Source organism: Pseudomonas sp. Pso3 (genome assembly GCF_055393275.1).
The window spans coordinates 2,078,739-2,097,273 of the sequence record NZ_AP043687.1 but is presented as its reverse complement, the minus strand read 5'-3'; the positions used below and the strand labels follow the sequence as shown (position 1 = coordinate 2,097,273).

Genomic DNA, 18,535 nt, shown 5'->3' with positions numbered 1-18,535 from the left:
AAAAGGCCCTGCAGTATAACCACTGCAGGGCCCTGTCCAGCGCCATCCGGCAGGATGGCGGGCTATGGGGACGATTTAGAAAACCGCTTGAACCTTCAGGCCGCCGACCACGGCATTGTCGACTTCACGCACGCCACCCGGGCTCTTGATGTACTGGATGTTGGGGCGCACGGTCAGCCAGTTGGTCACGTGCACGCCGTAGTAAAGCTCGGCGTCGTACTCGTTGTGCTGCAGGGGCGTGTAGGCCGGATCGTCGTAGTCGGTGGCACCGGCGGCCTGGTTGAGGGCGCGCTGGTTGTCGCGGAAGTCGCTGTTGGTGCTGATGCGCGCGACGCCGAAGCCGATGTCATCCTTGGGACGACCATCGAAGGGGCCCTTGTACACCAGGCCGGCCTGGACGTAGTTGCTGACCTTGTTGACGTCCTTGGCATGGGCGGTGAAGTTGGCGAAGACCGACAGGCCGCGACTCGGGTCATCGTTGTGCGCGGTGATCTGCTGACGCGCCACGACCCAGTAACCGTGCTTGCTGGAGTGCTCCTTGTAATCCAGCCCGGTGAGGGCCGCGGAGTTGCCGTTGACGTCTTCGTAGACGTCGTTGGCATCGGCGGTGCTGTAGTAGTAGCCGACGCGGTATTCGCCCGGCAGGCCGTTGACCTTGGGCGACCAGACCATTTCCACCGGCAGGACCGCACCCTTGGTGCCGCTGCCGTTGAGCTTGAAGCCGTTGCCGGTTTCCAGCAGCGACGGATTCTGCTCGTAGGCGCCGACCTGGACGAACAGCTCGGGGGTCAGGCTGTACTTGACGCGCAGGGCCCACTGGCTGACCGGCCAGTTGTACCAGACGCCTTCCCAGTTGCCGACCTGGGAGCCGCAGAACGCCAGGTTCTGGAAGTCGCACTCGAAGGAGTTGAAGTCCTCGCCCTCGCCGAAGCGACCGGCCTTGATGTCCAGACGGCCATCGAAGAAGCCCTTGGACAGCCACAGCTGGGTCAGACGCCAGGTCTGACCACGGCCATAGACTTCCTGCACCGAGGAGTAGCCGCCGACGCGCGGATCGGTGATGCGGTCGTCGGTCAGGTTGCGGCCGTCGCGGGAGGTGATGGCCAGCTTGAACACCGAGTTCTCCCAGCCGGCGATCTTGTTCATGTCGCCCCAGAGACCAAACATGTACTGGGAGCTCCAGCGCCCGGTGCGGTCGTCGTCATAGCCGCCACGCAGATTGGTCGCGCCCTCGCCGACGTATTCGAGCTTGATGTCCCAGCCCTTGTCGCGCAGGTCCTTGCGCACGCCACCCCAGTCACCGGTCATGGTGTTGCCCAGCGGCTCGAAGGCGGCCTCGGTGTTGTTGACGCCACTGAAGTTGCCACCCGGATTGGCCTGGGGCGCCGCCTGGGCACCCGCGGCGACCGCCAGGGCCAGCAGCGACACCAGGGGCAGTGCGCGCCCCGGACGATTCTTGTGGTTTTGCTTGTTCATTACTGAGATCCCTTTTTATTGAAGTGATGACACCCCGGGTGCCCGAAACCCGCGTCTCTAATACTTACGGCAGGACGTTGAGGACTTCGTAACAGGCACCCATGGTGTGGTAGTCGACCTTGCCGGCCGGACTCTTGTCGTCGGAGTACTTTTGGTTCCGACGGTCGAGCAGGCGCCACCACGCGCCGTGCTCGTGATCGATGAAATGCGTCCAGCTGTAGCGCCAGAGCGCCTCATAGTGTTCCCAGTAGCGCGCCTCGCCACTGCGCTCCGCGAGCAGCGCCGCGGCGGCCAGGGCTTCGGCCTGCACCCAGAAATACTTGTCCGGATCGCAGGGCGAGCCGTCAGGGGCGAAGCCGTAGTAGAGACCGCCGTGCTCGTCATCCCAACTCAGGCGCCAGGAGATGTCGAACAGCGCCTGGGCGCGCGGCAGCAGCCAGGGCTGCGAGCGATGACGCTCGAGGATGAGCAGCAGCTTGGCCCATTCGATCTGGTGCCCCGGCTGGAAACCCCAGGGCCGGAACAGATTGGCCGGATCGTCGCGGTTGTAGTCCCAGTCGATGGACCAGTCGCTGTGGTAGTGCTCCCAGACCAGGCCGCCGGGGACCTCGTCGGCCACCCCGCCCTGCCCCAGGGTCAGTGCGGCCTGGCGCTGGGTCATGTTGCGCGCCAGGGTCTCGGCGCGGTCCAGGTAGCGCACCTCGCCACTGGCTTCGAAGGCGGCCAGGAGGGCTTCGCAGGCGTGCATGTTGGCGTTCTGGCCGCGATACGGCGCCACGGTCTGCCAGTCGGCGCTGATCTCGTCGACATAGAGGCCATCGGCTTCGCGCCAGAAATGGGTCTCCAGGGATTCCCAGGCTTCGCTCAGCCAGCCGCGGGCTTCCTCGATGCCGGCCTGCAGGCCGTGGGCATAGGCCAGCACCACGAAGGCCAGGCCATAGCAGTGATTGGTGCCATCCACCACGGTGTCGCCGTCGAGCAGCCAGGCATAGCCGCCATTGGCCTGGCGATGCCGCTCGCGCAGGTATCTCAGGCCATGGCGAGTCGCGTCCAGAAAGGCCGGATCGCCATAGTGCCGGTAGGCCATGGCGAAATCGAAGACGAAGCGGGTGCTGGAGACCAGATGGCGGGTCCGGCTGTCGTAGACCGTGCCGTCGTCCTTGAAGAAGTGATAGAAGCCGCCTTGCGGATCGACACAGCGGGGATGGTAGAACGCCAGGGTGTGGCGGACGTGCTCCAGCAGGGTGTCGCGACGACGAAAATCGGGGAAGTCCATCGGGTTTCCTTGGCGGCTATTGTTGTTGTGGGAACGCGGTCTAGTGGGGGCTCACCTGCAGCAGGGCTTCGACGTCGGCGCGGGTCGGCGCATAGGCGCCGGCATGGCGGCAGGACACCGAGGCACTGGCCGCGGCGAATCTCAGGCGCTGCTGCAGATCGGTCAGGCCCAGCAGGCCGGAGGCCAGCCAGCCGGCCATGCAGGCGTCGCCGGCACCCACGGTGTCGGCCACGTCCACGGCGATGGCGGCCTGCTGCCACTCGCCTTCCGGCGTATAGAGCACCAGGCCGTGTTCGCCGCGGGTGAAGAGGATGCGGGCGTGGGGATTGAGAGCGCGCAATTCGTCCAGCGCGGCACGCTCGTCCAGGCCTGGATAGATCTGGCGGATGTCTTCGTCGGACAGCTTGATGTCGTCGGCCAGGCGCACCAGCTCGGGAAAGGTCTGCTGGCGATAGCGATCGTCCATCAGGTTGCGCCAGTTGGGGTCGTAGCTCAGGCGCTTGCCGGCGGCCTTGGCCTGACGGGCCAGGTCCAGCAGGGTGTCGGCCAGCGGATAGCGGGCCAGGCTGATGCAGCTGAAATGGCAGACCTCGGCGGCCTCCAGCCAGCCTTCGGGCAGCAGCGCCGGATCGAACTGGAGATCGGCTTCGCCGGCGAAGAAATAGCGCGGCGGACGACTCGACGGCACGATGGCCACCAGCGGATCGGCGGCGACGCGCTGCAGGAAGCGGGTATCGAGGCCGGCGGTTTCCGACTGCCAGGCGATCTCGTCACCCAGACCGTCCTGGCTGATGGCGCCGCCAAAGGCGCTTTCCACGCCCAGCCGGGCCAGGCCACGCGCCACGTTCCAGGGGGCACCGCCCGGGTAACCCCGCCATTCGCCAGGATTACCCTGGACGATGTCGGTGAGGGCTTCGCCAAAGACCACGACGCGGGGTAGTGCCATTGTTGTTCTCCTTTCTGTCACGGCGGCCGGAGGTGCACTCCTGGCCTCTGGTAGGGCCGCGACCCGACGTCAGGCGCGGCGGCGGGCGGACCTTACCATTGCTGTAACGTTTCAGCCATGAGCTCCGTTCAAGAAAGTCGGCGACCGCTCGCAGGATCGAACAGCACCGCCCGTCGCGAATCGATCCGCCACAGCACCTGGTCGCCGGCCCGCGGCGCTTCCCCCGGGGCCACCCGGCAGCAGACCTTGGTGCCGTTCCACTCGGCATACAGCAGGGTATCGGGACCGGTCGGCTCGACCACCTGGATCCGCGTCAGGATGCCTGGCACGGCGTTGTCCGCCGGATGCGCCGACTGGATCTGCTCCGGGCGCACCCCAAGGATAGCCTCTCGCCCCGCGAGCGCCGGGTCCAGATCGGGCAGGTCCACCTGGCTGTCGCCGGTATCGCCGGTGACTTGGGCGACCACCCTGCCCTCGCGCGCTTCCAGGCGCACCGGCACGAAGTTCATCGGTGGCGAGCCGATGAAGCTGGCGACGAAGAGATTGGCCGGATCGTTGTAGATCTCCTCGGGGGTGCCGAACTGCTGCACCTCGCCGTCCTTCATCACCGCGACGCGGTCGCCCAGGGTCATGGCTTCGATCTGGTCGTGGGTGACGTAGACGGTGGTGGTCTGCAGGCGCTGGTGCATCAGCTTGATCTCGGTGCGCATCTCCACCCGCAACTTGGCGTCGAGGTTGGACAGCGGCTCGTCGAACAGATAAAGCTTGGGCCGGCGGGCCAGGGCGCGGCCCATGGCCACCCGCTGCTGCTGACCACCGGAGAGTTGCGCCGGCTTGCGGTCCAGCAGATGCTCGATCTGCAGGAGCTTGCTAACCCGCGCCACCTCGGCGTCGATCTGCTCCTTGGGCGTCTTGCGGATCTTCAGGCCGAAGGCGATGTTCTCGCGCACGGTCATGGTCGGATACAGTGCGTAGGACTGGAACACCATGGCGATGTCCCGGTCCTTGGGCTCGACCTGGGTGACGTCCTCGCCGTCCAGGCAGATGGCGCCGCTGCTGATGTCTTCGAGGCCGGCGATGGCGTTCATCAGGGTGGATTTGCCGCAGCCGGAGGGCCCCACCAGGATGAGGAACTGACCGGCGTCGATGCGGATGTCGATACCCTTCAGGGCTTCCTGGGCGGCGTTGCCGTAGGTCTTGCGTACGCTTTTGAGTTCGAGAGCTGCCATGGTGGCCTTCCTTATCCTTTGACCACGCCCGAGGTCAGGCCCCGGACGAAATACTTACCCGCGAAGATGTAGACCAGCAGCGTCGGCAGCGCGGCGATCATGGCGGCGGCCATGTCGACGTTGTATTCCTTGGCGCCGGTGCTAGTGTTGACCAGGTTGTTGAGGGCGACGGTGATGGGCTGCGACGAGCCGCTGGCGAACACCACGCCGAACAGGAAGTCGTTCCACACCTGGGTGAACTGCCAGATCAGGCTGACCATCACGATGGGCGTGGACAGCGGCAGCAGGATCTTGAAGAAGATGGTGAAGAAACCCGCGCCGTCCAGCCGCGCCGCCTTGATCAGGGCGTCGGGAATGCCCACGTAGTAGTTGCGGAAGAACAGCGTGGTGAAGGCCAGGCCGTAGATCACGTGCACCAGCACCAGGCCGGCGGTGGTGTTGGCCAGGCCCAGCTGGCCGAGGGTGAAGGACATCGGCAGCAGGATCACCTGGAAGGGAATGAAGCAGCCGAACAGCAGCAGGCTGAACAGCAGATTCGACCCGCGGAACTGCCACTTCGACAGGGCGTAGCCGTTGAGCGCGCCGATGAAGGTGGAGATGAGCACCGCCGGGACGGTGATCATGAAGGAGTTCCAGAAGTAGCTGTGCACCACTTCCCAGGCCTTGAGCCAGCCGATGATCGTCCAGTCCAGGGGCAGGCTCAGCAGGTTGCCGGTGCGGACGTCGTCCGGAGTCTTGAAGCTGGTCAGCAGCATCACCAGCAGCGGCACCAGATAGACCGCGCAGGCGATGATCAGGGTGGCGTGGATGGCCACGCGATTGACGTTCAGAGCCTTAGCCATTTCGCTTGCTCCGCAATTCCGAGTAGAGGTAGGGCACCAGCACCGCCAGCACCGCGCCGAGCATCAGCACCGCACTGGCCGAACCCAGGCCCATCTGGCCGCGGGTGAAGGTGTGCTGGTACATGAACACGGCCGGCAGGTCCGAGGCGTAGCCGGGGCCGCCCGCGGTCATGGCCATCACCAGGTCGAAGCTCTTGATGGCGATGTGGGCGAGGATCATCACCGCGCTGAAGAACACCGGCCGCAGGCTGGGCAGGACGATGCGCAGGTAGATGGTCGGCAGCCCTGCCCCGTCGACCTGAGCGGCTCTGAGGATGGAGGAATCCACGCCGCGCAGGCCGGCGAGGAACATGGCCATGACGAAGCCCGAGGCCTGCCAGAGGGCGGCGATCAGCAGGCAGTAGATGACCCGGTCGGGATCCACCAGCCAGTCGAAGCGAAAGCCCTCCCAGCCCCAGTCGCGCAGCAACTTGTCCAGCCCCATGCCGGGGTTGAGCAGCCACTTCCAGGCGGTGCCGGTGACGATCATCGACAGCGCCATGGGATAAAGGTAGATGGTGCGGATGAAGCCTTCACGGCGGATGCGCTGGTCCAGCAGGATGGCGAAGAAGACGCCGATGGCCAGGCTCAGCAGGATGAACAGGCCACCGAAGATCGCCAGGTTCTTGCAGGCCACCAGCCAGCGATCGTTTTCCATGAGCCGGGCGTACTGGGCGAAGCCGGCGAAATTGTAGCTGGGCAGGAAGCGCGAGTTGGTAAAGGAGATCACCGCCGTCCACAGCATGTAGCCATAGAGGCAGACGACCATGGCGATGGCCGTGGGCGCCAGCACCAGCTTGGGCAGCAGGCGCTGCAGCCGGTCCGGACGTCGACTGACGGTCGCGACGGGAAGGGTTTCGGTAAGAGCCATGGGGCGCTCCCAAGGGGTGGTATTATTTTTATGGAGCTGGCCGGTCTCAGAATGCATCGCGGCACAGCACCTGGGCTTATCGCGGCCATGGGCCGCTCCTACAGGCAGTTCGGGCGCCTGCAGGAGCGGTCTCAGCGGCGGACCGCCATGGCCGCGATTGGCCTTACTTGGCGGCCTGGATGGCGGCGACCAGTTGCTCGGTGGCCTTCTTCGGATCGGCGTTGGCGTCGTTGAAGAAGTTGGTCACCACGTCGAAGATCGCGCCCTGCACATAGCTGGTGTTGGCCATGCTGTGGGCCATGCTCGGCTCGGCCTTACCGTCGGCGTTGGCCGCCTGGAAGTCCTTGGCGGACTGCTGGGCGCAACTGTCGAACTTAGCCAGGTCGATGTCGTTGCGTACCGGGATGGAGCCCTTGTTGAGGTTGAACACCTCCTGGAAGGGCTTGTCGATGACGGTGCGCACCAGGTCGTCCTGGGCCTTCTGGTTATCCTTGTTCTTGATCTTGAACATGGCCAGGGAGTCGATGTTGTAGATGAAGTCGCCCTGGGTGCCCGGCATCACCACGCACTCGTAGTCGACGCCCGGCTTCTTGCCGGCAGCGGTGAATTCGGCCTTGGCCCAGTCACCCATGATCTGCATGCCGGCCTTGCCCTCGATGACCATGGCGGTGGCCAGGTTCCAGTCGCGACCGGCGGCGTTGGGATCGACATAGCCCTTGATGCGCTTGAAGGTCTTGAACACCTCGACCATCTTGTCGCTGCGGATGGTGTCGGCATCGGTCTGGACGAAGACCTTGTCGTAGCCTTCCGGGCCCATGATGGCCATGACCAGGGATTCGAAGATGGTGCCGTCCTGCCAGTTCTGGCCGCCATGGGCCAGGGGCACGACGCCGGCGGCCTTGAGCTTGTCGGCGGCCTCGAAGAATTCGTCCAGGGTGGTGGGGACCTTGGCGCCGGCCTTCTTGAAGACGGCGGGGTTGATCCACAGCCAGTTGATGCGGTGGATGCCGGCCGGTACCGCGACGTATTCGCCATCGTGCTGCATGGTCTGGGCCACGCGCTTGGGCAGGATGGTGTCCCAGTTGCCCTGCTTGGCGATGTCGCTGATGTTGGCCAGGAAGCCCATGCCGGCCCATTCCTGGATGTCCGGGCCCTTGAGCTGGGCGGCGGACGGCGGGTTGCCGGAGACGGCACGGGTCTTGAGCACGGTCATGGCGGCCTCGCCGGCGCCACCGGCCACGGCGAAGTCCTTCCAGGTATCGCCCTGCTTCTGCATCAGTTGCTTGAGTACATCGACGGCGCGAGCCTCGCCACCGGAGGTCCACCAGTGCAGCACCTCTACCTCACCGGCATGGGCGGTCAGGGGGGCGGCGAGCGCGGCGCAGGAAAGGGAGACGGCGAGAGCGAGACGATTCAACGCATTCATGAGGGGATCGTTCCTTGTTGTTTTTTTATTGGAGCTGGGCCGAGTCTAGTCAGACGACTGCGGCCGTGGGTAACGAAGGGAAGGAGATTTGTCACGGGCTGGTGACATAGCGAAAGACGGCTACCTAGCTGCGCGGCAGGGTCAGGGTAACCCGCAGACCGCCCTCGCGGCGGTTGCGCAACTCCACCTCGCCACCATGGGCATGGGCCAGGTTGCGGGCGATGCCCAGGCCCAGGCCGTAACCCTGGCGGTCGGTGGCCAGACGGACATGGGGCTGGAACACCTGCTCCAGCTCCTGCTCCGGCACTCCCGGGCCTTCGTCATCGACATGCAGGACGAAGGCCTGGCCGTCGTCTTCCACCTGCAGGTGGGCGCGATAGCCATACTTGAGGGCATTGTCCAGCAGGTTGCCTATGCAGCGTTTCAGCGCCAGCGGCTTGCCCAGCAGGGTGCCCCGGGCTTCCCCGGTGAGGCGCACCCGCGGTGGCTGCTCCTGGGTGAAGGGCTCCACCAGCTGCCGCAGCAGCGCCTGCAGGTCGACCGGCTCCAGATTCTCGTGGATGTCGGTGTCCTTGACGCACTGCAGGGCGCCCTTGACCAGCAGGTCCAGCTCGTCGAGATCGCGCACCAGCTTGGCCTGCATCACCTCGTCGTCCACCAGCTCGGCGCGCAGGCGCAGCCGGGTAATGGGCGTGCGCAGGTCGTGGGAGATGGCGCTGAACAGCTGGGCGCGCTCGTCCAGGTAACGGGCGATGCGTTCCCGCATGGCGTTGAAGGCGCGGGTGACCTCGCGGATCTCCTGGGCGCCCTCCTCGCGCACCGGCGGCGTATGCACCTCCAGCGAGAGCTCTCGCGCGGCACGCGACAGCCGCTTGAGCGGGCGACTCTGCCAGCGGATCAGCAGGCCGATGAACAGCAGCAGGAAGGCGCTGCTGAAGACCATGAACAGCAGCTGCTGCAGCGGCAGCCAGGACTCGTCCAGGCTGTAGTAAGGCGCCGGCATCAAGGTGGCGAGATACACCCACTCCCCTTCGCCGATGCGGATCTGGGTAACCAGCACCGGCGGCTCCAGCGGCTCCAGACTCAGGGCGTAGTGGGCCCAGGAGCGCGGCAATTCGTCGAGCGCCACGGCGCCGTTGAACAGCCGCAGCTGCTGCGGGCCGATGAATTCGACGTACATGGGCATGGCCGCGCCCAGGCGCTCGCGCAGCACCGCCTCGACCCCCTGGAGCACCGCCCGGCGGCCGGGCGTATCCGGCAGTGCCTGCATGGTCAGCGGCTTTTCGTTGAGGGAGACGAAGAAGCGCGTGCCGCCCATGTTGCGCAACTGCTCCAGCACCAGCGGCCGATAGGCCGGCGGCAGCAGGCTGAAGTAGCGCACGCTGGCGGCGATGGAATAGCCCAGGCTGCGGGCCGCCGTCTGCAGGCCCTGGTTGCGGTCGCTGCGCAGGGAGGCGGACCAGAACAGTGCCGAGGCACCCTGGGCCAGGAGCACCGCCAGCAGGGTCAGGAGCAGCATCCGCGCCAACAGGGAACGCGGCACCAGCCGCGCGAGCAGACCGCTACACCGCATCGGCGACCAGTCCGCTGACCTCGGCGGCGAGCAGGTAGCCGGAACCCCGTACGGTGCGGATCAGCCGCGGCGACTTGCCGGTGTCTCTCAGGCGCTGGCGCAGGCGACTCACCGCCATGTCGACGATGCGCTCCAGCGGCAGCACCTCGCGGCCGCGGGTGGCATTGGCGATGGTGTCGCGATCGAGGATCTGCTGGGGATGGTCGAGAAACAGCTTGAGCAGGGTGAAATCGGCGCCGGAGAGGATCACCTCCTCACCGTCGCGATGGAACAGCCGGTGGCTGACCGGATCCAGGCGCCAGTCGTCGAAGGTGAGCAGACCGGTGGCCGCCGGGCGCGTCTCGCCGAAGCCGGCCCGGCGCAGCAGCGCCTTGATGCGCGCCAGCAATTCACGCGGACTGAAGGGCTTGCCCAGGTAGTCGTCGGCGCCCAGCTCCAGGCCGATCACCCGATCGGCTTCGTCGGAACTGGCGGTGAGCATGATGATGGGCACCTGGCGGCAGCTCGACTGCTCGCGCATCCAGCGGCAGAGGGCGAAGCCGTCTTCGCCGGGAAGCATGACGTCGAGGATCAGCAGATCGGGGACGAAGTCGCCCAGCGCCCGGCGCAGTTCGCGGCCGTCGCCGACGGCGCGCACCAGATAGCCGGCACGGGTGAGATAGGCGTCGAGAAGCTCACGGATTTCCCCGTCGTCATCGACGACCAGGAGGGATTTGCCCAGGGTGGACATGGCGATGTTCGCTCTTGTTGTCTTGGCCGGAGGCCAGCTACCGGTAGTGCCGGCAGCATACCGGGGTCGGGCGACCTTGAGTAGTCGCCCGTCCCCGGGGATGGATCAGGCCTGCCGTGCCTCGGCAATGGTCTGATCCAGGGCAACGCCGGCACCGAACAGCCCCGGGTACTCGGCGGTCACCAGCCAGGCCGGGATGTCCTTGAGGTAGGCGCTGCTGGTCTTGCCCTTGTCGGCGAAGGCATGGGCAAAGGCGCCATTCTGGAAGCGCTCGACGAAGCGCGGCAGGATGCCGCCGGCGATATAGACGCCACCCAGGGCGCCCAGGGTCAGGGCCGCGTTGCCGGCGACCCGCGCCAGCCAGATGAAGAACTGCTCCAGCACGGCGTCGGCATAGGCATCGCCCTTGAGCGCCAGCTCGCAGATGTCCGCCGCGCTGTGCAGGGCGGCGGTCCGGCCGTCCAGTTCGCAACTCGCGTGATAGAGGTTGACCAGGCCGCTGCCGGACACCACGCGCTCGGCGGAGACGTGGTTGCCGAACTGGCGCTTGAGGATCTTCCAGATATCGAATTCGCGCTGGGTGTTGATCGGCAGGTCGACATGACCGCCCTCGCTGGGCAGCACGATCCAGCGATCCTTGCCGCTCGGCACCAGGCTGGCGAGACCCAGGCCGGTGCCCGGCCCGATCACCAGGCGCGGGCGGGTCGGCAGGGCGATGCCGTCGCGCACCTGGACGGAGTCCGCCGGGTCCAGGCGGGCGATCGCCCAGGCCATGGAGGTGAAGTCGTTGATCAGCAGCAGATGGGTCAGGCCCAGCTCGCGGCAGAACTGCTCGCGCTTGATCACCCAGTGATTGTTGGTGAAGCGGAAGTCACCCTCGCCCACCGGGCCCGCACAGGCGAGGCACACGGCGGTGATGTCGTCCAGCGCCACGCCGGTCTGCGCCAGGTACTTGCGCACGGCGTCTTCCGGGCAGGCGTAATCCGCACAGGCGAAGACCTCGATGGCCTCCAGGCGACCGTCGCGCCACAGGGCGAAGCGGGCATTGGTGCCCCCGATGTCGCCAACCAAAGCCAAACTCATTTCAGCGCCTCCAGGCTGGAAGTAAATGCACTGGCACCTGATTCGGCCGTGCTCATGGCGCCGCGCATGAAGGCGAACAACTCACGACCACAGCCTACCCCGGTGCCCTGGGGCGCTTCGACCGCCTGGCGGGCCATCCATTCGTCCGCCGGGACCAGAATCTTCAGCTCTCCGGTACGCCCATCGACGCGGATGAGATCGCCATCACAGACCTTGGCCAGCGGACCGCCATCGATGGCTTCCGGGCAGACGTGAATCGCCGCCGGAACCTTGCCCGAGGCGCCGGACATGCGGCCGTCGGTGACCAGCGCCACCTTGAAACCGCGATCCTGCAGCACGCCCAAATAGGGGGTGAGCTTGTGCAACTCGGGCATGCCCAGGGCCTTGGGTCCCTGGAAGCGTACCACCGCGACGAAATCGCGCTCCAGCTCGCCGGCCTTGAAGGCGGCCGCCAGTTCGCTCTGGTCATGGAAGACCCGCGCCGGGGCTTCCACCAGCTGGTGCTTGGGCGCCACGGCCGACACCTTCATCACGCCGCGACCGAGGTTGCCCTGCATGACGCGCAGACCGCCCTCCTCGTTGAACGGGCGACTGGCCGGACGCAGGATGTCTTCGTCCAGGCTCTCGGCCCGACCGGTGCGCCATTCCAGCTTGCCGTCCACCAGGAAGGGCTCCTGCAGGTAGCGCGACAGGCCGCGACCCATGATGGTGTTGACGTCTTCGTGCAGCAGCCCGGCCTCGAGCAGGGTGTGCACCATGAAGTTGACGCCACCGGCGGCGTGGAAGTGATTCACGTCGGCCTTGCCGTTGGGGTAGACCTGGGCCAGGGTCGGGGTCACCGCCGAAATCTCGGCCATGTCGTCCCAGGTCAGCTGGATGCCGGCGGCCTGGGCGATGGCCGGGATGTGCAGGGTGTGGTTGGTCGAGCCGCCGGTGGCGCTCAGGGCCACCACCGAGTTGACGATGGACTTCTCGTCGACGATCTCGCCCAGCGGCATGAAGTTGCCGCCCTGGTGGGTGATGCGGGTCACCTGGCGCGCCGCCTCGCGGGTGAGTTCGTCACGCAGCGGGGTGTAGGGATTGACGAAGGAGGAACCCGGCAGGTGCAGACCCATGACCTCCATCACCACCTGGTTGGTGTTGGCGGTGCCATAGAAGGTGCAGGTGCCGGGGCTGTGGTAGGACTTCATCTCCGATTCCAGCAGCTCTTCGCGGGTCGCCTTGCCCTCGGCGAAGGCCTGGCGCACGCGCGCCTTCTCCTTGTTGGAGATGCCCGACGGCATGGGGCCGCCCGGGACGAAGATCATCGGCAGATGGCCGAAGCGCAGCGCGCCGATCATCAGGCCGGGAATGATCTTGTCGCAGATGCCGAGCAGCAGCGCGGCGTCGAACATGTTGTGCGACAGGGCCACGGCGGTGGACATGGCGATGACTTCGCGACTCGCCAGACTCAGCTCCATGCCGGCCTCGCCCTGGGTCACGCCATCGCACATGGCGGGTACGCCACCGGCGAACTGACCGACGGAGCCGATCTCGCGCAGGGCCTGCTTGATGATCTCCGGATAGTGCTCATAGGGCTGATGAGCCGACAACATGTCGTTGTAGCTGGAAACGATGGCGACGTTGGCCTGGTCCATCAAACGGAGGCGCTGCTTATCCGTCGAGGATCCACACCCGGCGACGCCATGGGCGAAATTGGCGCATTGCAGTTTGCCGCGCTGCGGACCGTCGCTGGCGGCGGCCCGGATCATGGCGAGGTAACGCTCACGGGTCGGACGACTGCGTTCCACCAACCGCTGTGTGACTTCGAGGACGCGAGGATGCATGGTTTCGATTCTCCACCGGGCTAAATTTGTTGTTATTTAAAACATTCACAGCCAAATTGGCGCTATTATTCCGCTTAGCACGCGTCATGTGTAATGTTTTTTACAACAAAACCCAGCTATCGCGAGGTTTCTCTCAATGAGTATTCGTATTGCCATCAATGGTTTTGGACGCATCGGCCGCAACGTGCTGCGGGCGCTGTATACCGAAGGCTATCGCCAGGACCTGGAGGTCGTCGCGATCAACGACCTGGGCGACGCCGCCATCAATGCGCATCTCCTACAGTATGACAGCGTTCATGACCGCTTCCCTGCCGAGGTGTCCGTCGAGGGCGACAAGCTGGTGGTCAATGGCGATCGCATCGCCGTGACGGCCATCCGCAATCCGGCCGAGCTGCCGTGGAAAGAGATGAAGGTCGACGTGGTGTTCGAGTGCACCGGTCTCTTCACCAACCGCGACAAGGCCGCTGCCCACCTGGAAGCCGGCGCCTCCAAGGTGATCATCTCGGCCCCGGGCAAGGACGTGGACGCCACCATCGTCTATGGCGTCAACGACAACATCCTGCGCCAGTCGCACCAGATCATCTCCAACGCCTCCTGCACCACCAACTGCCTGGCGCCCGTCGCCCAGGTGCTGCAGCGCGAACTCGGCATCGAGAACGGTCTGATGACCACTATCCATGCCTACACCAACGACCAGAACCTGTCGGACGTCTATCACTCCGATCCCTTCCGGGCGCGTTCGGCCACCCAGTCGATGATCCCGACCAAGACCGGTGCCGCCGAGGCCGTGGGCCTGGTACTGCCGGAGCTGCAAGGCAAGTTTAGCGGCATGGCCGTGCGGGTGCCGACCATCAACGTGTCACTGGTCGATCTGACCATCCTGACCGCCAAGGAAACCGACGCCAAGACCATCAACGCCTTCATGAAGGCCGCGGCCGAAGCCTCGCCGGTACTGGGCTACAACGACAAGCCGCTGGTTTCCATCGACTTCAACCACAACCGCCTGTCGTCGATCTTCGACGCCAACCACACCAAGGTGAGCGGCAAGCTGGTGAAGATTATGGCCTGGTACGACAACGAGTGGGGCTTCTCCAACCGTATGCTCGATACCTGCAAGGCGCTGGTCAACGCGCCGGCCTGAGGTCTGTAGGACTCAGCTGAAAAAGCGCCTTCGGGCGCTTTTTTCGTTTTCGTTTGCGGCAAGGTCGGTCCACGGATGCGGCCGCTCCTGCGGGGGAGTTCCGAGGATAAGAGCCACTGTCTTTATCGCGGCCATGGGCCGCTCCTACAGCAGCTGGATCTTCCGTAGGAGCGGCCCATGGCCGCGATACGCATCGGAGCCTGTTCCGGTCAAGCACCCTCGGTGAGCCCTGCCCTTACCCCAACCCTCTCCCCGAGGGAGAGGGGGCTGTTCGAGCGAGCGGTTGGTCTTCAGCGGCCAGGAAAGCACCGTAGCGTGGAAAACGGCGCAGCCTTTTCCGCCTGGGCCTTCATCGTGAAGCGTGCCCTCACCCCAACCCTCTCCCCGAGGGAGAGGGGGTTGTTCGAGCGAGCGGTTGGTCTTCCGCGGCCAGGAAAGCACCGTAGCGTGGAAAACGGCGCAGCCTTTTCCGCCTGGGCCTTCATCGTGAAGCGTGCCCTCACCCCAACCCTCTCCCCGAGGGAGAGGGGGCTGTTCGAGCAAGGGGTCTGCTTTCGGCGGGAAAGGGGCGGTTCAGCGTGAAGGTTGGGTTGAGCAACGCGAAGCCCAACGGGCCCGACTCAACCCTGGTCTTCCTCGTCCGCCGCCTGCTGCAGATCATCGAAATCGGTCTTAAGGCCGGTTTCCATGGCGTCCAGCTCGGTGAGCAGGGTGCGGAAGCTGGTTCGTTCGGGAAGCACCAGGGAGCCCTCCTCCGCTTCTTCCGCATCACCGACGCCCAGGGCCGCCAGGCTCAGTTCGGGGTCTTCCAGCACCGAGGCCGGCTCGGGCTCCAGTTGGCGGACTTCGGCCAGGGGCGGCAGTTGGTCGAGGCTGCGCAGGTCGAAATAGTCGAGAAAGGTCTTTGTGGTGGCGAACATGGCCGGGCGCCCGGGCACGTCGCGATAGCCGACCACGCGGATCCAGTCGCGCTCCAGCAGCGTCTTGACGATCTGGCTGTTGACCGCCACCCCGCGCACCTCCTCGATCTCGCCGCGGGTGATGGGCTGGCGATAGGCGATCAGCGCCAGGGTCTCCAGCATGGCGCGGGAATAGCGCGGCGGGCGCTCTTCCCAGAGCCGTCCGACCCAGGGCGCGTACTTTTCGCGCACCTGTAGACGATAGCCGGAGGCCACTTCCTTGAGTTCGAAGCCGCGCTTGCGGCAGGAGCCGCCGAGCACCGCGAGACCAGCACGCAGGTGGGCGGGCTCGGGGCGTTCGTACTCTTCGAAGAGTTCGGCCAGGCGCTCCAGGGTCAGAGGTCGGCCGGCGGCGAGCAGGATGGCTTCCAGCAGCGGCGCCAGTTGCTTGGGATCGGTGTAGTTCATGGGCGGCGATGATAAGGCCGGGCGCGGGTGCCGCCAAATCCAACCTGTCGCAGGATGGCCAGATTCGTGGGGTGTTTGACCTTGTCGCCAGCCTGGCGGCCAGGGCATCCTCGGCAGATCGCTACGGAGAGCCACCCATGCCGCTGATCGCCGCCCTGCTCTATCCCGATGTCATGAGTCTGGACGTCACCGGTCCGCTGCAGGTGTTCGCCTCGGCTAATCTGGAACGGGAGCGCCAGGGGCTGCCCGCCCACTATCAGTTGCGCCTGCTGGGCGCCGCCGAAGGGCTGGTGCGTACCTCCGCCGGGATCGGCATCCAGGCCGAACAGAGCTGGTACGACCTCGACGTGGGCGAGGTGGACACCCTGCTCGTTCCCGGCGGCCTGGGCATCGAGACGCTGCGCCAGGACGCCGGGCTGCTGGCCTGGCTGCGCGACTTGGAACCCCGGGTACGACGACTCGGCTCGGTGTGTTCCGGCGCCCTGCTGCTGGCCAGTGCCGGGCTGCTGGACGGCCGGCGCGCCACCACCCACTGGGCCTATGTCGACGAACTCGCGACCTTTCCGGCCATCGCGGTGCAGGGCGATCGCCTGCATACCTACGATCCCCAGGGACGCGATGGCGATCCCCATGTCTTCACCTCGGCCGGTGTCACCGCCGGCATCGACCTGGCGCTGGCGCTGGTGGAAGCCGATCTCGGGCGCCCTCTGGCCCTGGCGGTGGCGCGCCGGCTGGTGATGTTCCTGCGCCGCCCCGGTGGCCAGGCGCAATTCAGCGCCTGCCTGGCCCCTGACCCGGGGCGGACGCCGCGACTGGCCGCCCTGCTCGACTGGATTCCCGGTCACCTGGGGGAAGACCTGGGTCTTGAGCGCCTGGCCGAACGCGCCCATATGGCGCCGCGCACCCTGTCGCGCCTGTTCAGCCGCGAGGTGGGCATGGGACCGGGGCGCTATGTCGAGCAGGTCCGCCTGGAGACGGCGCGGGTGCTCCTGCAGGACGGCCAGGCCTCCATCGCCACGGTCTCACGCCTGTGCGGCTTCGGCCATCCGGAAAATCTCCGGCGCACCTTTCACAAGCACCTGGCGGTCAGCCCCCAGGACTACGCGGCGCGTTTTGGCGCCTGATCAGGGAGAGACAGTCATGCTGGACATGCGTAGCTCGTGTGAACACTGCGCCAAGGCGCTGCCGATGGAGAGCGAGGAGGCGCTGATCTGCTCCTATGAGTGCACCTTTTGCGCGGAATGCGCCGCGGGGCCGTTACAGCAGCGCTGCCCGAATTGCCAGGGGGAGTTGCTCAGGCGACCGCGGCGGGTACCAAAGGACCCGGAAGATTGAATCGACGCCGGGCGTATCGACAGCCGTAGCGTGGAAAACGGCGCAGCCTTTTCCACTGGGCGTCCGCGGTGAGGCGTGCCCTCACCCCAACCCTCTCCCACAGGGAGAGGGGGCTATTCGTGCAGGCGTTCGGCGCTCGCGGAACCGGTAGGCTCCCGATCGATCGTCAGGCTATTACCGTAGGCGCACTGTAGTGCCCAGTGTCAGCGGTAAGGCGTGCCCTCACCCCAACCCTCTCCCACGGGGAGAGGGGGCTATTCGTGCAGGCGTTCGGCGCTTGCGGAACCGGTAGCTGCCGATCGGTCATCGGGCTATCACCGTGGGCGCACTGTCGTGCCCAGTGTCCGCGGTGAGGCGTGCCCTCACTCCAGCCCTCTCCCACGGGGATAGGGGGCTATCCGCCCTGCCCTCACCGCAACAACCCCGCCTCCGCCCGGATCGGCTCGGGCGTAGGCTCGCCCAGCAGGTCCAGCACGGCGATCTCCAGGCCGCGGCTGAGGGCGTCCAGTGGCAGGTGGTTGGGCTGGGTGCCGAAGGGATCGGCGATCTGGTCGCCCAGGGCGTCCAGGCCGAAGAAGGTGTAGGCCAGCACCAGCACCGCCAGGGGCGTGAACCAGCCCAGGCTGTCCACCAGGCAGAACGGCAGCAGGAAACAATAGACGTGCACCACCCGGTGCAGCATCAGGATGTAGGGATAGGGAATGGGCGTCTGGCGGATGCGCTCGCAGCCGCTGAGCACCGCGGTCAGCCGGTCCAGCTGGTGGTCGAGGTTGGCGATCAGCGGATCGCCGAGGCCTTCCTCGCGGGCCCTGGCGACCAGCCGGGTGCCCAGCCGGCGGATCAGCGCGCTGGGTCGGTGCGGTGCCGCGAGCAAAGCATCCTCTCCCACCAACACGCGCTGCAGATCGGCCGACGGCGCTTCACGGCGTAGGTGGTCACGCAGGGCATAACCAAAGGCCAGCAGCGGAGTCAGCAGTTGGCGGCGCTCAGGCGCAGTCAGGCCCGGTACCAGGGTCTCCACCTGGCGCGCCAGGTTGCGCCCGGCGATCAGCAATTCGCCCCACAGACCGCGCGCCTCCCAGAAGCGCTGGTAGGCGGTGGTGTTGCGAAAGCCGAGAAAGATCGCCAGGGTCAGACCCCAGAGCGTCAGCGGCGTGGTGGTCAGGCCGAAGTCGAAGCGCAGGAAGACGTCATGGCTCAGGGTCACCGCCAGGCTCAGCAGCACCACATAGAGCAGCTTGGGCCAGATCGCCTGGACGATGGAGCCGCGCACGGTGAACAGCAGCTCGCGCAACGAGGGATTCTGGGGACGGGTGATCACAGCGGTGTTCTCGATTGAGGTAAGGACTTCGACGCTATCCGCGTCCGGCGGTGC

Annotated in this window: 16 protein-coding genes; 3 read left to right on the top strand and 13 right to left on the bottom strand. The window is 66.0% G+C overall.

Annotation, left to right across the window (positions count from 1 at the left end; genetic code table 11):
* Window positions 1-75: 75 nt before the first annotated feature.
* The 11 genes from ACZ5R1_RS09810 to edd form a co-directional block, all read right to left on the bottom strand.
* Window positions 76-1,476: a carbohydrate porin gene (locus ACZ5R1_RS09810; protein WP_007158670.1), complete on the bottom strand. Its 1,401-nt coding sequence runs from the start codon at window positions 1,474-1,476 to the stop codon at window positions 76-78.
* A gap of 64 nt (window positions 1,477-1,540) precedes the next feature.
* On the bottom strand, window positions 1,541-2,752 hold the full coding sequence (locus tag ACZ5R1_RS09805; protein WP_464713114.1) for an AGE family epimerase/isomerase: 1,212 nt from the start codon (window positions 2,750-2,752) through the stop codon (window positions 1,541-1,543).
* A 40-nt stretch (window positions 2,753-2,792) separates the two neighbouring features.
* Window positions 2,793-3,698, bottom strand: a complete 906-nt coding sequence (locus tag ACZ5R1_RS09800; protein ID WP_058792074.1) for a carbohydrate kinase family protein — start codon at window positions 3,696-3,698, stop codon at window positions 2,793-2,795.
* Between the two features lie 128 nt (window positions 3,699-3,826).
* On the bottom strand, window positions 3,827-4,927 hold the full coding sequence (locus ACZ5R1_RS09795; protein WP_464713113.1) for an ABC transporter ATP-binding protein: 1,101 nt from the start codon (window positions 4,925-4,927) through the stop codon (window positions 3,827-3,829).
* Between the two features lie 11 nt (window positions 4,928-4,938).
* Window positions 4,939-5,769 (bottom strand): carbohydrate ABC transporter permease, encoded by an 831-nt coding sequence (locus tag ACZ5R1_RS09790; protein ID WP_464713112.1) that lies wholly within the window; start codon window positions 5,767-5,769, stop codon window positions 4,939-4,941.
* On the bottom strand, window positions 5,762-6,679 hold the full coding sequence (locus ACZ5R1_RS09785) for a carbohydrate ABC transporter permease (protein WP_058792075.1): 918 nt from the start codon (window positions 6,677-6,679) through the stop codon (window positions 5,762-5,764). The genes ACZ5R1_RS09790 and ACZ5R1_RS09785 overlap by 8 nt, the downstream gene beginning before the upstream one ends.
* Window positions 6,680-6,842: 163 nt before the next feature.
* Window positions 6,843-8,105 carry an ABC transporter substrate-binding protein gene (locus tag ACZ5R1_RS09780; protein WP_027599668.1) on the bottom strand — a complete coding sequence of 421 codons (1,263 nt, stop codon included), beginning with the start codon at window positions 8,103-8,105 and terminating at the stop codon, window positions 6,843-6,845.
* 124 nt (window positions 8,106-8,229) lie between these two features.
* Window positions 8,230-9,678 carry an ATP-binding protein gene (locus ACZ5R1_RS09775; protein WP_464713111.1) on the bottom strand — a complete coding sequence of 483 codons (1,449 nt, stop codon included), beginning with the start codon at window positions 9,676-9,678 and terminating at the stop codon, window positions 8,230-8,232.
* Window positions 9,668-10,408: a response regulator gene (locus ACZ5R1_RS09770; RefSeq protein ID WP_007158678.1), complete on the bottom strand. Its 741-nt coding sequence runs from the start codon at window positions 10,406-10,408 to the stop codon at window positions 9,668-9,670. Before ACZ5R1_RS09770 ends, ACZ5R1_RS09775 begins: the two co-directional genes overlap by 11 nt.
* Window positions 10,409-10,513: 105 nt before the next feature.
* Window positions 10,514-11,491, bottom strand: coding sequence for a glucokinase (locus ACZ5R1_RS09765; RefSeq protein ID WP_145150421.1), 978 nt, complete (start codon window positions 11,489-11,491; stop codon window positions 10,514-10,516).
* Window positions 11,488-13,317: a phosphogluconate dehydratase gene (gene edd, locus ACZ5R1_RS09760; protein ID WP_007158680.1), complete on the bottom strand. Its 1,830-nt coding sequence runs from the start codon at window positions 13,315-13,317 to the stop codon at window positions 11,488-11,490. Before edd ends, ACZ5R1_RS09765 begins: the two co-directional genes overlap by 4 nt.
* A 136-nt stretch (window positions 13,318-13,453) precedes the next feature.
* Here edd and gap point away from each other — a divergent pair, with 136 nt between their 5' ends.
* On the top strand, window positions 13,454-14,458 hold the full coding sequence (gene gap, locus ACZ5R1_RS09755; protein WP_007158681.1) for a type I glyceraldehyde-3-phosphate dehydrogenase: 1,005 nt from the start codon (window positions 13,454-13,456) through the stop codon (window positions 14,456-14,458).
* A 620-nt stretch (window positions 14,459-15,078) separates the two neighbouring features.
* Here gap and scpB read toward each other — a convergent pair.
* Window positions 15,079-15,825, bottom strand: coding sequence for an SMC-Scp complex subunit ScpB (gene scpB / locus ACZ5R1_RS09750; RefSeq protein ID WP_464713110.1), 747 nt, complete (start codon window positions 15,823-15,825; stop codon window positions 15,079-15,081).
* Between the two features lie 137 nt (window positions 15,826-15,962).
* Between scpB and ACZ5R1_RS09745 the strand changes: the two genes are divergently transcribed.
* Both ACZ5R1_RS09745 and ACZ5R1_RS09740 read left to right on the top strand, forming a co-directional pair.
* A complete protein-coding gene (locus ACZ5R1_RS09745; RefSeq protein ID WP_007158683.1) occupies window positions 15,963-16,949 on the top strand; it encodes a GlxA family transcriptional regulator in 987 nt (328 codons plus the stop codon).
* 16 nt (window positions 16,950-16,965) lie between these two features.
* On the top strand, window positions 16,966-17,160 hold the full coding sequence (locus ACZ5R1_RS09740) for a DUF1272 domain-containing protein (RefSeq protein ID WP_027602043.1): 195 nt from the start codon (window positions 16,966-16,968) through the stop codon (window positions 17,158-17,160).
* A 409-nt stretch (window positions 17,161-17,569) separates the two neighbouring features.
* Here the strand turns inward: ACZ5R1_RS09740 and ACZ5R1_RS09735 are convergent, their stop codons facing one another.
* Complete coding sequence (locus tag ACZ5R1_RS09735; protein WP_077172616.1) at window positions 17,570-18,481, bottom strand: bestrophin family protein; 912 nt, start codon at window positions 18,479-18,481, stop codon at window positions 17,570-17,572.
* Window positions 18,482-18,535 lie beyond the last annotated feature (54 nt).